Origin of the sequence: Aeromonas sp. PI_26 (genome assembly GCF_027854445.1) — a bacterium.
GTDB classification, from domain to species: Bacteria; Pseudomonadota; Gammaproteobacteria; order Enterobacterales; family Aeromonadaceae; genus Aeromonas; species Aeromonas veronii.
This window is the reverse complement of record NZ_JAJNOE010000004.1, coordinates 83,273-99,047: the sequence shown is the minus strand read 5'-3', so window position 1 is coordinate 99,047 and position 15,775 is coordinate 83,273. Positions and strand designations below refer to the sequence as shown.

Here is a 15,775-nt window from a genome sequence, read left to right as displayed (position 1 = left end):
ACGGTTACTCGGCGGTGGCCATCTGCCAGGTTTTGAAGCCGCCGGAGAGGTTCTTCACTTTAAAGCCGTGCTGGCTCAGCAGGCGACAGGCGACATGGCCGCGCAGCCCGACCTGACAGCTGATAAGCAGCTCTTTCTCTTTGGGCAACTCATGGAGGCGACCACGCAACTCGTCAAGGGGGATATGCAGCGCCCCCGGAATGCTGCCCAGCTTGTCAAGCTCCGGGCCATTGCGCACATCCACCACCAGCTGATGGGGGTTACGAGCCTGCACCTCGGCCACGTGGCAGAGCAGGGTGTCCCCCTTCAGGTGGTTGCTTGCCACGAAGCCGGCCATATTGATCACATCCTTGGCCGAGCCGAACGGCGGCGCATAGGTGAGCTCCAGATCCTGCAGGTCAAACACGGTGAGACCGGCGCGCTGGGCCACCGCCAGCACATCGATGCGCTTGTCGATGCCATCCTTGCCGATGGCCTGGGCGCCATAAATCTTGCCGTCCGGGGCAAACAGCAGCTTGAGGCTGACCGGATGTGCGCCCGGGTAGTAACCGGCGTGGCTGCCCGGATGGACATAAACCTTCTCGAACGGCAATCCCAGTTGCACCAGTCGCTTCTCGTTGAGGCCGGTGCTGGCCACCGCCAGATCGAACAGCTTGCAGATGGCGGTCCCTTGCGTCTTCTTGTAGGTTTCGCTTCGGCCCAGCATGTTGTCGGCGGCGATGCGCCCCTGCCGGTTGGCGGGGCCCGCCAGCGGGATCAGCACAGATTCGCCGGTGACGAAGTCTATCTCTTCCACCGCATCCCCCACCGCGTAGATGAAGGGATCCGAGGTACGCATCCCGGCATCGACCTTGATGCCGCCCCGTGGGCCCAGCTCCAGCCCCGCCTTGGCAGCGAGCAGGGTTTCCGGCTTGACGCCGATGGCGAGGATCAAGAGACCGGTATCAAGATGGGAGCCGTCATTGAGGGTCAGGCGCAGGCCGCCACTTTTGGCAGTCGGCACGGCGGAGGTTTTCTCGGCAGGCAGATCCAGACTCTCGATGGCGGTGAGGCCGGTGCGCAGGCGCAGGTCGATCCCCTCTTCCCGGATGCGGGCATGGAGCATGTTTGCCATCTCCTTGTCCACCGGGGCCATCACCTGATCGGCCAGCTCCAGCAGGGTGACATCCAGCTTGCGCTGGTGCAGCGCCTCCATCATCTCCAGCCCGATAAAGCCGCCGCCCACCACAGTGACGTGGCGCGGCTGATCGTGGTGCAGGGCCGCCAGAATGCGATCCATGTCCGGGATGTTGCGCAGGGTATAGACATGGGGGCTGTCGATGCCGGGGAAGGGAGGACGGATCGGCGCAGCTCCCGGGCTCAGCAGCAGCACATCGTAATGCTCGCGCTGCTCTTCACCGGTTTGCAGGTTGCGCACCAGCAAGGTCTTGCCCGCCTTGTCGATCTCAATCACATCGTGGAAGACCCGCACATCGACGTTGAAACGGCGCTTGAAACTCTGGGGAGTCTGCAGCAGCAAGGCATCCCGATTGGGGATATCGCCCCCGATGTGGTAGGGCAGACCGCAGTTGGCGAAGCTGACAAACTCGCCCCGCTCGAACATCACGATCTCCGCCTCTTCGCTCAGCCGGCGTGCTCTGGCGGCCGCCGATGCGCCCCCCGCAACCCCACCGATAATCAGGATCCGTTTCATCCGCAAGACTCCTCCTAGAAGATAATGGCCGATAAATTAGCAACAGCTAATTTAGATTTCAATGAAATTTTGTTTCACACCATTTTGCAGTATTCTTGCAACCCCGACGGTTGCTTAACAGGATGTTGTTTGTTCATGTCGTCTACCGCACTCAGTCATCTACCTCCTGCCCTCCAGACGCCGCTTTTTTTTCGTCTGGATCTGCGCAGTCAACGGCTGGTCGCCCTGACCGACGTGATGCAAACCCCGCTCTACTGGCTCGACGAGCCGCGTGCCCCCTGGCCTGCCCAGCTGCCCGATGCCCTGCGCCAGCCCATCGAACAACTGCTGGCCAACGGCCATGGCGGCAAGATCACCGTGCGCTTTGCCAGCCAGCTCTGGCACATCGCCCTCGCTCACGAGCAGGATGGCTTCTGGCTCATCTGTCTGCAGAACCTTCGCCAGGAGCCCATCGCCGATCTGGCATTGCAACTGCCGCGCCTCAGCCAGATGGCGAGCCAGCAACAGTATGCGCCCCTGCTCGAGGCCCTTAAAGAGAGTTTGGGGGCCGATCGGCTCATCCTCTGGCACTATCAGGCCAACGGCGATCTCGGCAGCGAGCAACTCACCCCGGTGTTCACCCTGGGGGTCGAAGCGCTCTACCCCATTCGTGGTGACAGCCGCTATATCCGCGCCCTGCGTACCCGCAAAGCGTTGAGTTTCTCGGAGGCCGCCCACCAGCCGATGCTGAGCAATCACCTCTATCTGACCAGTGCCGGTGTGCGCTCACGCCTTGATGGTGCCCTGCTGGAGCAGGACAAGCTGTTCGGGGTGCTGAGTCTGGAGTATCTCGATCCCACCCCGCTTAGCGAGGAGATGTTGCAACTGGTGCGCAGCAGCGCCCAGCTGCTCGGCCACTGGCAACCGCAACCGGAAGAGCACCGCGCCGAGCTGGCCCTCCCGCCCGAACTGCACCAGCAGACCGGCATCGACTACTGCAAGACGCTGGTAAGCTGGGCCATGAGCGCCAGCGGTGCCCGGGTGGGCTGGATCGGCGAGTTCCAACCCCGCGGTCAGGATCTCTGGATCATCCCCCGCTGCGTCATCAACGAGGAGATCTGCTCCACCCTCAAGCCCATCCAGCTCGACCCCGGCCCCGCTCAGGAGCTGTTCCAGCATGGTCAGGCCATCTATGTGGAAGATCTGCCCGTGCGCTATCCCAAGGCGACCCGGCTGCTGGCCCTCAACGCCAGCGCCTACATCGGCATTCCACTCCATGGCCAGAGCGGCGCCCCCATTGGCCAGATCACCCTGCTGCTTGATACCCCCCTCGAGGAGCCCGAACAGCTTCTGGATCTATTGAGCAGCCAGCACGAGCGGGCCGCCATCGAGCTCAAGCGCCTCGCCACCGACGATGCCCTGCGGCTGGCTGAGGTAGCCTTTAATACCCACGATGGGCTGATCGTGATGGATCACAACGGCATCATCCTCAAGGTCAACCACTCCTTCAGCCGGATCACCGGATTTGGCGAGGTAGAGGTGATCGGTCACTCCATTCGCAAGCTGCGCCCCACCTACTACGGGGATCATCTCAAGGAAGATGTCAGCCGCACCGTCAACGAGCAGGAGTTCTGGCTCGGGGAAGAGCGCTGCCTGCACAAGGATGGTCACCTCTTTCCGGTGCGCTTGATGGTGAACGGCGTCAAGGATGAGCAGGGGGAGCTCAGCCACTTTATCTGCAGCTTCTACGACATCACCCAGGAACAAGAGGCAGCCAGACATATCGAGCAGCTCGCCTACTACGACGATCTCTGCGGTCTGCACAACCGCCGCAGCCTCAACCATATTTTGCAGCAGACCCTGAGCGCCCCCAACGGCCAGTGGGGCGCCCTGCTGCTGGTGGATCTCGACAACTTCAAGTCGATCAACGACTCCCTCGGTCATGCCTGCGGCGATCTGCTGCTGCAGGCCGTGGTGCAGCGTTTCAGGGAGCTGCCCCAGGACAATCTGGTGCAGGCGCGCATCTCGGGGGATGAGTTTGCCCTGCTCTTTACCCAGCTCGGACAAGGCGAGGTCACCGCCAAAATTCTGGCAGAGCACTTCGCCCGCGAGCTGATGGGGCTGTTTCGCACCCCGTTCGACATTGGTGATCACAAACTGCACTGCAGCGCCTCGGTGGGGATCAGCCTCTTCTCCGGCAACGAGACGGATCATCTGGTCCTGATGCAACAGGCCGACACCGCGACCCACATGGCCAAGCGCGCCGGTCAGGGCCACTACGTCTTCTTTACCGAGGCGATGGCCCAGCACGAGAAAAATCGGCTGACCCTCACCAATGAGCTGCGCGATGCCCTGCGTCATCACGAGCTGCAGCTCCACTATCAACCGCAATACCGGGTCGACAATGGCTCGCTGTCGGGTATCGAGGCGCTGCTGCGCTGGCAGCGCAGCGACGGCACCATGGTGCCACCCGGGGAGTTTATCCCCATCGCCGAAGAGACCAGCCTGATCCTCGAAATCGGTTACTGGGTGATGAAGACCGCCTGCGCCCAATACAGCTTCTGGCTCAACCGTGGCCTGCAGATCCCCCATCTGTCGGTCAACGTCAGTGCCCGCCAGTTCCACACCCAGGGCTTCGTACAACAGGTGGAGTACATCTTGCGCGACACCGGTGTGCCCCCTTCCCGCCTGCTGCTGGAGGTGACCGAATCGGTAGTCTTGGAGAATCGGCAGGAGAGTATCGCCAGAATGCGCCAGCTCAAGGAGCTCGGCATCCTCATCTCCATCGACGACTTCGGCACAGGCTACTCGTCGCTGGCCTATCTGCGGGATCTGCCCGCCGATGAGGTAAAGCTGGACAGAAGCTTCATTCAGACCCTGGTACACAGCGAACAGGACAGAGCCATCGTCAAGGCGATACTCGATCTGGCCCAGGTCTTTCGTTTTACCGTCACCGCCGAAGGGGTGGAAGAGGAGGCGCAGCTGGCCATCCTCAAAGCGCTGGGATGCCAGCATTATCAAGGGTTTCTCACCAGTCGGCCGCTCACCGTCAAGGGGCTGGAGCAGCTGCTTGGCAGCCGGGCGCCGGACTAAAGGTGTAGGATCAATAGGGGTTTATGTAATAAAATAACGGCCTGCTCGAATCGTTGGAGTTGTTTATGTCTGTCATTAATCGGATCCCTGCCGTTGAAATCAGCCAGCCAGCCGGAGCTCACGGCACCGTTGGCCGGATCCATTCCGTCGAAACCTGCGGCACTGTCGATGGCCCGGGAATACGCTTTATCGTATTCATGCAAGGCTGCCTGATGCGCTGCAAGTACTGCCACAACCGCGATACCTGGGATACCGAAGGTGGCCGCGAAGTGACCGTACCGGAGTTGATGAGTGACATCACCAGCTATCGCCACTTCATGAATGCCTCCGGCGGTGGCGTGACAGCGTCCGGCGGTGAAGCCATGCTGCAACCGGCTTTCATTACCGAACTCTTTACCGCCTGCAAAGAGAAAGGGATCCACACCTGTCTCGACACCAACGGCTTCGTCCGTCATCTCGACGAACAGGTGGACAAGCTGCTCGACCAGACCGATCTGGTGCTGCTCGACATCAAACAGATCAATGACGAGAAACACATTCCGCTGACTCACGTCAGCAACAGATACACCCTGGAGTTTGCCCGCTATCTGGCGGCCAAAGGCAAGACCATGTGGATCCGCTACGTGGTGGTACCGACCTGGAGCGATGACGACGAGAGCGCCGAAGGGCTGGGCCAGTTCATCGCCGAGCTGGGCGAGAGCGTGGAGAAGGTGGAGCTGCTCCCCTACCATGAGCTGGGCAAACACAAGTGGGATGTGCTGGGTGACCCGTACGAGCTGAGCGGGATAAAGCCCCCCAGCAAGGAGACCATGGAACGGGTCAAGGACATCCTCGGCAAGTACCACAACAACGTCAAATATTGATGGTAAAAGCAGGCTGACTCGTCAGCCTGCTCTGCTATGGGCGGTCGGGAAGGCCGCCCGGACTCTACTGCATGAATGGACGACAAGATGAGTGAAGGACAACTCGCCGCCCTCCTGACCTGGCTGGTACTGCTGGTCTTCAGCCTGCGCCGCTCTCTGTGGCAAACCCTCCATGATAACCCCCTCTATCAACACCTGTTGCTGGGCAGTGCCATCGCGCTGGTGCCGCTCTGGTATCTAAGGGCCGGTCTGCATGAGGGGCTGGAGGTCCATTTTCTCGGGCTCACCACCCTCACCCTGCTGCTTGGCTGGCGGCTGGCACTGCTCGCCCCTTGCCTGACCCTGCTGGTGCTCGGTTACTTCGGTGTCACCAATCTGGCTGATTTTGGCTGGCAGGCACTGGTTGGCATCGCCCTGCCGGTAGCCACCAGCTGGCTGCTGTTTCTGGCCAGCTGGGCCTGGCTGCCGCGCCATCTCTTTGTCTATATCTTCGTTGCCGCCTTTCTCGGCGGCGCCATCACCATCTCGGTCAAGGTGGCCGCCAGTGCGTTGCTGATGGGGCTGAGCGACAGCTACCCCTGGCACACCATCACGGCAGATTACCTCTCCATCTGGCCACTGCTGCTGTTCCCCGAAGCTCTGCTCAACGGCATGGCGATGACGGTGCTGGCCATCTACCGCCCCCACTGGGTAAACACCTTCTTCGATCGCACCTATCTGGGCACATAACTCCTTTTCCCCTATCTGCGCGCATAAAAAGGAGAGGCCATGGCCTCTCCTTTTGCTATTCCGAATTGTGACAAATCCCGGCTTAGTGCAGCTTCAGGGTCGGACGCAGCACACGGTTGATGCGACCCACCAGCATGATGAGGCCGGTCTTGACGTAGCCATGCAGGGCGATCTGGTGCATCCGGTAGAGGGAGATGTAAACCAGACGGGCAATGTAGCCCTCAACCATCATGGAGCCGCGCATCAGGTTGCCCATCAGGCTGCCCACGGTGGAGAAGCGGCTGAGGGAGACCAGCGAACCGTGGTCGTGGTAGAGGTAGGGCTTCATCTCGCCGCCGTTCATCTTGGCCAAAATGTTCTTGAATGCCTGGCTGGCCATCTGGTGGGCAGACTGGGCGCGCGGCGGCACAAACTTGCCATCCGGCTGCGGACAGGCGGCGCAGTCACCGATAACGAAGATGTTCTCGTCACGGGTAGTCTGCAGGGTCTCTTTCACCACCAGCTGGTTGATGCGGTTGGTCTCAAGACCAGCGATATCCTTCATGAAGTCAGGTGCCTTGATACCGGCCGCCCACACCATCAGGTCAGCTTCAATCAGCTCGCCATCCTTGGTGTGCAGACCGTCGCTGGTCGCTTCGGTGATCATGGTGGCGGTACGCACGTCCACACCCAGCTTGACCAGTTCCTGATGAGCGGCGCCGCTGATGCGCTCCGGCAGAGCCGGCAGAATGCGCGGGCCCGCTTCCACCAGGGTCACCTTCAGGCTATCGGTGGTGAGGTTCTTGAAGCCGTAGGCGTAGAGCTGCTCAACCGCATTGTAGAGCTCGGCAGAGAGCTCGACGCCGGTTGCGCCGCCGCCGACGATCGCAATCTTCACTTTGTCGCCCGGCTTATATTCGGTGGCGAACTGCAGGAAGCGGTTCATCATGCTGTTGTGGAAACGGTGCGCCTGGGAGGGGCTATCGAGGAAAATACAGTGATCCTTGATGCCCTTGGTGTTGAAGTCGTTGGAGACAGAACCGATGGCCATCACCAGATAGTCGTAGGGCAGCTCGCGCTCGTTGACCACGATGTCGCCATTGTCGTCGTGGATCGGGGCCAGCACGATGCGTTTATCGTCACGCTTGATGTCGGTCAGGGTGCCGAGCTGGAAGTCGAAACCGTGGTTCTTGGCGTGAGACTGGTAGCTCAGAGCATCGATGCCCGCGTCCATGGAGCCGGTGGCCACTTCGTGCAGCAGGGGTTTCCACAGGTGGGTGCGGTTGCGATCGACCAGAGTGATCTTGGCCTTGTTCTTCTTGCCAAGCTTGCGACCCAGACTAGTGGCCAGCTCCAGGCCACCGGCGCCGCCGCCTACAACGACAATATTCATCATGATGATTTTCCTCGGTTCCTCAAAACGAAAGGGAGCCATTGGCTCCCTAAAACGAAATCGGTCGACGTGATGGATCAGGCTTCTTTGAAGGCCTTCATCCGCTGCAGATGATGCGAGATATTTTTGAACTTATGAGTCTCGCGCTCATCCCACACGATGTCGTAATAGTTCTTCAATTCACGTTCAGTGTCCCGATTATCGCGCACTTCATCCTGAACGGAAAGGATACACAGGCAGTTTCCTGAATTTTTCTTACGAAATTCAGTTACACACTTGGTACCGATATCGTCATATTCTTCCGGCCGGTCGATCTTGCCCTGCATGTTCTCTTCCGGATGGAGGTTGGGGTTGAAGATCACCTGGCGAATGCCGCACAGAAAGCCGATCCGCTCGCTCCAGTAGCCACCAAGACCCACGCCGCAGATCAGCGGTTTGGGATCGGTACTCATATCGAGCTGTTTTTTCACTTCCTTGAGCAGATGGCTCATATCATGACGGGGGTGAACCGTGCTGTAGTGCACGAAACGCACATCATCATCAATAAACTGCAACTGCAGCACTTTCTCGTGATTGCCTGGGCTGGTGGCATCAAAGCCATGCAGATAGATGATCATGGATAAGACCTCAGGATCTGTGTCGGTTTTATCGAAACTACCCCAGCGGCGGCCCCGTGCGCCACCAAAACATCCAACTTTCTTGCTTTGGATCACGCCCCCGCCCCCGATTGCGACCTGCGGCCCGCGAGCGCCGTCACATGCAGAGGGGCGCATTGCGAGCAACCCTCTGGTGCCTGGCTATCAAAGTGAGATCGCCAGACCGATAATGATAAACCCCTTACCAATCTGAGATGCCCTCACCTCCTTCCCCTGCCAGCAGCCGGGCACTTATCTGGCCGGTATGTGACTCATCCCGCAAAAACAAGGCGTTATCGCCAAACGTTTTCTCTCGTGAGTGGCGTTGTGCATGTTTTGTGCACTGACCCGTGCTGCACCGGATCCCTCTCACTACTGCCGAGGGATCTGGCTCCTCTGTCAATACACGAGATCAATGACCGGGAAAGCTGCTGCTTTCACTATCTTGCCTGTAGCAGTTGCGCGGGCTTCAAGGAGTGATCTGTTCATGAACGAGACCAATCCCCCCTCCCCCCGACTAGGTGCGCGCAAGCGCCCGGTGGATGAAGTGGAGCGCATGCTCCCCATGGGCCAACTCTTTACCCTCGGCCTGCAACATGTGCTGGTGATGTACGCCGGCGCCGTGGCGGTGCCATTGGTGATTGGCGGCAGTCTGGGGCTGCCCAAGGATCAAATCTCCTACCTTATCAGTTCGGACCTCTTCTGTTGCGGCATTGTCACCCTGCTGCAATGTGTCGGGATTGGCCGCTTTGCCGGGATCCGGCTGCCGGTCATCATGTCGGTCACCTTTGCCGCCGTGATGCCGATGCTGGCCATCGGAGCCAACCCGGATCTGGGGCTGACGGGCATCTTCGGCGCCACCATCGCCGCCGGTATCATCTCGACCCTGCTGGTGCCGCTGATAGGTCGGCTGATGCCGCTCTTCCCCACCGTCGTCACCGGGGTGGTTATCACCTCCATCGGGATCAGCATTATGCAGGTGGGGATCGACTGGATGGCGGGGGGCAAGGGCAATCCGGAATATGGCAGCCTGCGCTATATCGGCACCAGCTTTCTGGTGCTCGTCTTTATCCTGCTGGTGACCCGCTTCACCAAGGGCTTTTTCAGCAATATCTCGGTGCTGCTCGGGATCATCTTCGGTTTCGTGGTGGCCATCGCCATGGGCGAAGTGAGCCTCGATGGCCTCGGCGAGGCAGCCTGGTTTGCCCCCATAGTGCCCTTCGCCTTCGGCTGGCCTACCTTCGATCCCATCTCCATCGCCACCCTGACGGTGATCATGCTCATCACCTTTATCGAGTCGATGGGGATGTTTCTGGCCCTTGGCGACATCGTCGGCCATCCGGCCAGGCGCGGTGATATCGTACGCGGGCTGCGGGTGGATGGCATCGGCACCATTATTGGTGGGATATTCAACAGTTTCCCCCACACCTCCTTCTCCCAGAATATCGGTCTGGTGAGCGTGACCGGGGTATCGAGTCGCTGGGTCTGCGTGATGTCGGGGGGGATCCTGCTCGCCTTTGGCCTCATCCCCAAGATGTCGGTGCTGGTCGCCTCCATCCCGCCCTTCGTACTGGGGGGCGCCGGTATCGTGATGTTCGGTATGGTGCTGGCCACCGGTATTCGCATCCTGGCGCGCACCGATTACAACAGCAACCGCCACAACCTCTATATCGTCGCCATCAGTCTCGGAATTGGCATGATCCCGACGGTCTCCGGGAATTTCTTCCAGCAGCTGCCGGCGCAACTACAACCGCTTTTTCATAGCGGTATCCTGCTGGCCACCATCAGTTCGGTGCTGCTCAACCTCTTCTTCAACGGCTATCAGCCGGATCTGAGTCACCAGACCCGTCCTCTGTTCGTTGGTCCCATCAAACCGCAGCAAGAGCAGGCATAACAAATAGGCCCCCGGACAGCGAGACTGTCCGGGGGCCTGTTGTTCATATCACCGCTGACCCAATCAGGCAGGCAACTGCTCGAAGCGCTCTACCGCCTGCGCTACTTGTGCCAGACTCCCCTGCCAGAAGGCGGCCTCACGGATATCCTGCCCCAGATGCTTGGCTACCAGATCTTCGGCGCTCATCCGGCCGGTATCGCGCAACAAGGCGCGATACGCCTCGGCCACGCCCTCTTCCCCCGCCGCCTTGCGGCTCATCAACTGCTGATAGACCCCGAGGCTGAACAGATAACCGAACAGATAGGGATAGTTGTAAAAGCCCAGCCCCGCGATGGAGAAGTGCGCCTTGGCCGCCCAGAACATGGGGTGATAGCGGGTCAGGCTCCCCTCATACCAGCGTCCCCACGCCTCGTCGGTCAACGCCTTGAGCCGCTCTGCCGACACATAACCCTGCGCCCGCTCGGCCACCAGCGCCCGCTCGAAATCGAAGCGGGCCGGGATATTGACCAGGAAGGTGGCTGCGCCATCGGCCTCCGCCCAAGCAATGGTCAGCTGCTCTTCCGGGCTTTGCGCCTGCTCGAACAGGGCGCTTCGCACCAGGGTTTCGGCAAAGATGGAGGCGGTCTCCGCCAGCGTCATGGGGTAGCTGCGCTGACTCATCGGCAGATCGCGGATCACCCAGTTGTGCCAAGCGTGACCCAGCTCATGGGCCAGCGTAATGACATTGTCCATAGTGCCGGCATAGGTGACGAAGACCCGCGGCTCGACCGGTTCGGCAAACTTGGTGCAATAGGCGCCGGTGCGGCGATTTGGCGTGGGCGCCGCATCAATCCACCCCTTCTCGGCCATCATGCGGGCAAACGCCCCCATCTCGGGATCGAAACGGCTAAAGGCATCGGCAATCAACTCGATCGCCTCATCAAAAGGAATGTCACGGCTGCTGGAAGCTGGCGGCGGCGCAAAGAGATCCTCCGGCCCCAGATCGTCGAGACCAAGTCGCTCGGCCATCAGCTCCAGCGCCCGCTGACCCAACCCACGGGCTCGCCAGGTTTCGCTCATCAGGGCATCGAGGGTGGCACGCTCGATATGGCTCTGATGGCAGGAGAGATCCAGCGCATCGAGCAAACGGGTGTTGCCACGCTGGCGGGCCAGCTCCAGCCGCCAGCCGTTAAGGGCATTGAGTATCGCGGCGACCGTCTCCTGCTCCCCTTCCCAACCGGCGCTGATGGCATCAAAGGCTTCTAAACGCAGCGCACGTATCGGGCTGGAGAGCAGATTGCTCGCCTCCGCCAGCCCCATCTCGCGGCCATCAATGGTTAACCGGATCTTGCCCACCAGATCGTTGTAGAGGTTGCCCCAGGCGTGCAGGCCATCGGTGCCCAGACCGATCACCAGTTGCTCCGCCTCCACCGGCAGGCGCTGATCCTGCAAACGACGCTCGTGGCGCAGGCGGTACGCCTCCTCACCGAGCAGCGGATCACTCATCAGCGCGGCGAATTTCTCTTCCGGCAACGCCAGCATCAGATCTTCCACCGGCGCGAGCGTCTTGAACAGATCGGCATTAAGGGCGCGGGCACGGGACGCCAGCTGTTTGGCCTGCGGATCCCGCGCATCCTGACTGCCGCGGCACGCGGCCAGAATGGCGACGTTCCAGCCGATATGGCGAATATCACGGGCGCGCAGCCGCACTTCCCGCAAGAAATCCAGCAGCGCTGCGTCATCATCGCGCACCCCGTCCAGACCTGCCATATAGCTGGCCAGCTCTTCCAGCGCGTGGCGGGCTGCGCGCATGTCCGCTTCCAGCTCAGTGCTGTCGAGGCCCGGGTAGATATGGTCGTTATTCCACTGTTGTTGATACATAGCTTCTCGCAAAGGCCTTTATCGGGAGGCGCAACAGACCTGCGGGCAGCAAGTCAGAGACCGAGCGTCCCGCTGACCAAAAAATGAAGAGAGGAAAAAAGAGAACATGGCCCGCAAGCTCGCTTATCCCTTGGCCGGGGCAAGACGGCTCACCAGCGTCATCACGGCAACCAGCAGCAGACCCGCCACCACACCGGCCACGGCGTTGAGCAGAGTCGGCGTCACCGCCGCCAGTACGGCCCCTACTGTGGGCAGGGTGGCGACAACAGCGGCTGCGCCTTCAATCAGGTGATGGGCAAAGGGCCAGCCATGCACCAGAATGCCACCGCCCACCATGAACATGGCGATGGTACCGACCAGTGCCAGCAGGTGCATCAGACGGGGCGCCGTCACTAGCAACCCCTGCCCCACCGCGCGGCGCAGAGCGCTGCCATCAGGCTTTTGCAGCAGATGCAGACCGATGTCATCGAGCTTGACGATCAGCCCCACCAACCCGTAGACCCCGATGGTCATCAGCAGGGCGATGCCCGCCACTACCGAGAGCTGCAGCGCGAGGCTTGCCCCCTGCACCGTGCCAAGGGCGATGACGATGATCTCGGCAGAGAGAATAAAATCGGTGCGGATCGCTCCCTTCACCTTCTGCTGCTCGAAGGCCACCAGATCATCGGGAATAGAAGCAGTGTGTGCCTCCCCCTCACTCGCCTCATGGGGCAGGAACTTGTGGGTCAGCTTCTCGGCCCCCTCAAAGCAGAGATAGGCGCCTCCCAGCATCAAGAGTGGCGTGATAAGCCAGGGCACCAGCGCACTGATGGCGATGGCGGCGGGCACCAGAATCAGCTTGTTGCGAAATGAGCCCTTGGCCACCGCCCACACCACCGGCAGCTCCCGCTCGGCACGCACCCCGGAAACCTGCTCCGCGTTGAGGGCCAGATCATCCCCCAACACCCCGGCGGTCTTCTTCGCCGCCATCTTGGTCATCAGCGCCACGTCATCGAGCACGCTGGCGATATCGTCGAGCAGGGCCAACAAACTGGTTCCAGCCATATCAGAGATTCCTTATATCAGTGAGAACAACCCCGGGAGAGAGATGTACGTCCCGATAACCACCAGGGTCAACAGGACCACCTCGTGGCGATCTCAGGCCATCATCGGCCGAGCCAAGAATCCGGCTCTCACCATCGGGGGGTTACGTCTTTCGGGCAAAAGATGGCACAGTGTAACGAGAAGTCGCCGTTTCGGCAGCACCCCTGAGCCATTTGTTCCTGGTTCCCTCTGAATCACCTCAAGGAGTTCCCATGCAACCCTGGCAACCTCTGCTCGCTCTCTGGTTTGGCGACGAAGCCGATGACGTCCTGCGGGCCACACGGCAAGCCCCCCTCTGGTGGGGAAAAAGCAGCGAAACGGATGCCCTGCTGGCCAGCCGCTTTGGCGAGCTGGCAGAGGCCGCAGCCAAGGGCAGCCTCGCCCACTGGGCCGATCTCCCCAGCGGTCGGCTGGCGCTGATCCTGCTGCTCGACCAACTGCCCCGCAATATCCATCGCGGCACGCCTGCGGCCTTTGCCCAGGATCCGCTGGCAAGGGATCTCTGCCTGAAAGGGCTGTCCATCGGGGCTGACAAATCCCTCTCGCAACTGGAGCGGGTCTTCTTCTATCTGCCGCTGGAACATGCCGAATCCCGCGAACAACAGGCCAGAAGTGTGGCGCTGTTCGAGGCACTCGCTGCCGAGCAGGCTGGCACACCGGCGCAGGCGGCCTTTGCCGGATTTGCCGACTTTGCCCGCCGCCATCAGGTGATCATCGAACGCTTTGGCCGCTTCCCCCACCGCAACGACATACTCGGTCGCACCAGCACACCGGAAGAGGCGGCATTTTTGCAGCAACCGGGCTCAGGCTTCTAAGCAAGCCATATAAAAAAATCCCCGCCAGCTGGCTGGCGGGGATAGCGTATGGATAACAACTCTCGGCGTTACTGAATGCGATAGCGGGATATCTGCTGGTGGATGCTCTCGGTGGTGACATTGAGCTCCTCGGCTGCGGCTGAGGTCTCCTCCGCTGTGCTGCTGGTTTGCTGCACGACCTGAGCAATCTGCTCTACCTGATGAGCGATCGACTCGGCGGCCGAACTCTGCTCGCGGATGGCATTGGTGATCTCGCCCACCTGCTCCATCACCCGGTGCGACGCACTGCGGATCTCGGCAATAATGGCCCCACTCTCTGTCGCCATAGTGACCCCCTGGCTCACCTTCTCCTCCACCAGATGCATGCGGGAGACCGTATTGTTCGACTCCTGCTGGATCGCCTCTACCGTGGCGGAGATCTCCTGGGTGGATTGGGCTGTGCGCTCAGCCAGTTTGCGCACTTCATCTGCCACCACCGCAAAGCCACGGCCGGACTCCCCGGCCCTCGCCGCTTCAATGGCCGCGTTCAAGGCCAGCAAGTTGGTCTGCCCCGCCACATCACGGATCACGTTGACCACACCGCCAATGCGCGAAATGCCCTCACCCAGCGCAATGACCTCGGCCGAGGCCTGCCGAATGGAGTCGGCGATCTCGTTGATGGCATGAACGGTGCGCTCGATGGTCCGGCCCCCCTCGGTCGCCAGTTGCCCCGACTCGTTGGTGATGCGGCTCGTCTCCTGAGTGCGCTGGGAGATATCTGTGATGCTGACCGTCATCTCTTCCACACCGGCGGCTATCAGACTGGTGGCATCATTGGCCTGATTAGCCGAGCTGGCCAAGTGTTGCGCTGCCTGAGAGAGGGATTCGGCAGTGCTCTTGATCTGCAAGCTGCCGACGGAAAATTCGGTAAATGTCTGTTGCAGCGTATCGAGCAGCCGGTTGACCGCATTGAGGGTCAGGCCAATCTCATCCTGCTGTTTCACATCAGCTCTCAGGGTAAAGTTGAGGTCGCGCTGGATCCGGGTCAGGGTATCCATGGCGGTGCGAAGGGGATTGGCCACCTGATTGAACAACCAGACAAACAGCACCATCGTCAGCACGGTGGCACCACCGGCGATCAACAACAGGGTTTGCAGGCTGTTGTCGTAGTTCTCCTGACCCTGCTTCTTGAGCGCCAGTCCCAAATCCATATTGAAGTTGACGTGAAGCTCGATTGCCTTGGCAAACTGCTTGAACAGTCCGTATGCCTCTCCCGCCAACATGTCTCTGGCTTCATCATTCTTGTTTTGGCGGGAGAGCTGCAGAACCTTGTCTATCTCCTGATAATATTGCGCGACAATACGTTGATCATCGTCAGTCAGGCGCCGATCTTCATCATTGGAGAGCATCTCTGCCTTATATTTGTCGAGCAGCGAATTGATCTGTCCCCGTATCTCGGTGATACCCGTTTCAATCTGCTGCATCCTGCTTGAGTCGGTATTGAGCACATGTGTTTGTACCAGCGAGTGCAATTCATAGAAATCGGCCTGCACTTCCTTAATCAGCGAAATACTGGGCACCGTATTGTCCGTCACATAGCTCAAATCACGGTTGCCTGCCCCAAGGCGATTGATACTGAACCAGCTGAGAAAAATGAGCGTCAGCATCACCAGCAGCGCTATCAGTTGCAGTCGACGAGCAATATTCATAACCGTACACTCCAGATGGAAACTATCTAGCAGTGTAGACGAGCCATAAACAACAACGGCCCGCATTGGCG

General features: G+C 60.1%; 11 protein-coding genes. 5 read left to right on the top strand and 6 right to left on the bottom strand.

Going from position 1 to position 15,775, the window contains the following annotated elements; translation table 11 throughout:
• Positions 1-4 precede the first annotated feature (4 nt).
• On the bottom strand, positions 5-1,693 hold the full coding sequence (locus LRL22_RS06545) for an FAD-dependent oxidoreductase (RefSeq protein WP_270904994.1): 1,689 nt from the start codon (positions 1,691-1,693) through the stop codon (positions 5-7).
• A 135-nt stretch (positions 1,694-1,828) separates the two neighbouring features.
• Between LRL22_RS06545 and LRL22_RS06540 the strand changes: the two genes are divergently transcribed.
• The 3 genes from LRL22_RS06540 to LRL22_RS06530 all read left to right on the top strand — a co-directional run bounded on the left by LRL22_RS06540 (position 1,829) and on the right by LRL22_RS06530 (position 6,357).
• On the top strand, positions 1,829-4,765 hold the full coding sequence (locus LRL22_RS06540; RefSeq protein WP_270904993.1) for a sensor domain-containing phosphodiesterase: 2,937 nt from the start codon (positions 1,829-1,831) through the stop codon (positions 4,763-4,765).
• Between the two features lie 65 nt (positions 4,766-4,830).
• Positions 4,831-5,628, top strand: a complete 798-nt coding sequence (gene pflA / locus LRL22_RS06535) for a pyruvate formate lyase 1-activating protein (RefSeq protein WP_204382982.1) — start codon at positions 4,831-4,833, stop codon at positions 5,626-5,628.
• A gap of 87 nt (positions 5,629-5,715) precedes the next feature.
• Entirely contained in the window at positions 5,716-6,357 is a 642-nt protein-coding gene (locus LRL22_RS06530; RefSeq protein ID WP_270904992.1) for an energy-coupling factor ABC transporter permease, read from the top strand.
• Positions 6,358-6,439: 82 nt separating this feature from the next.
• On the opposite strand, the gene LRL22_RS06525 is transcribed toward LRL22_RS06530, so the two are convergent.
• Together LRL22_RS06525 and ycfP are read right to left on the bottom strand one after the other, a co-directional pair.
• Positions 6,440-7,732: an NAD(P)/FAD-dependent oxidoreductase gene (locus LRL22_RS06525; protein WP_019445491.1), complete on the bottom strand. Its 1,293-nt coding sequence runs from the start codon at positions 7,730-7,732 to the stop codon at positions 6,440-6,442.
• A gap of 74 nt (positions 7,733-7,806) precedes the next feature.
• A complete protein-coding gene (gene ycfP / locus LRL22_RS06520) occupies positions 7,807-8,346 on the bottom strand; it encodes an alpha/beta hydrolase YcfP (RefSeq protein ID WP_005334000.1) in 540 nt (179 codons plus the stop codon).
• Positions 8,347-8,851: 505 nt separating this feature from the next.
• On the opposite strand from ycfP, the gene LRL22_RS06515 reads away from it, so the two are divergent.
• Positions 8,852-10,258: a nucleobase:cation symporter-2 family protein gene (locus LRL22_RS06515; protein WP_270904991.1), complete on the top strand. Its 1,407-nt coding sequence runs from the start codon at positions 8,852-8,854 to the stop codon at positions 10,256-10,258.
• 63 nt (positions 10,259-10,321) lie between these two features.
• Here the strand turns inward: LRL22_RS06515 and LRL22_RS06510 are convergent, their stop codons facing one another.
• Positions 10,322-12,118 carry a M3 family oligoendopeptidase gene (locus LRL22_RS06510; RefSeq protein WP_270904990.1) on the bottom strand — a complete coding sequence of 599 codons (1,797 nt, stop codon included), beginning with the start codon at positions 12,116-12,118 and terminating at the stop codon, positions 10,322-10,324.
• A gap of 123 nt (positions 12,119-12,241) precedes the next feature.
• A complete protein-coding gene (locus tag LRL22_RS06505) occupies positions 12,242-13,162 on the bottom strand; it encodes a DUF808 domain-containing protein (RefSeq protein ID WP_270904989.1) in 921 nt (306 codons plus the stop codon).
• A 251-nt stretch (positions 13,163-13,413) separates the two neighbouring features.
• Between LRL22_RS06505 and LRL22_RS06500 the strand changes: the two genes are divergently transcribed.
• A complete protein-coding gene (locus LRL22_RS06500) occupies positions 13,414-14,016 on the top strand; it encodes a DUF924 family protein (RefSeq protein WP_270904988.1) in 603 nt (200 codons plus the stop codon).
• 68 nt (positions 14,017-14,084) lie between these two features.
• Here LRL22_RS06500 and LRL22_RS06495 read toward each other — a convergent pair whose 3' ends face one another.
• Positions 14,085-15,704, bottom strand: a complete 1,620-nt coding sequence (locus tag LRL22_RS06495; protein WP_270904987.1) for a methyl-accepting chemotaxis protein — start codon at positions 15,702-15,704, stop codon at positions 14,085-14,087.
• Positions 15,705-15,775: the final 71 nt, after the last annotated feature.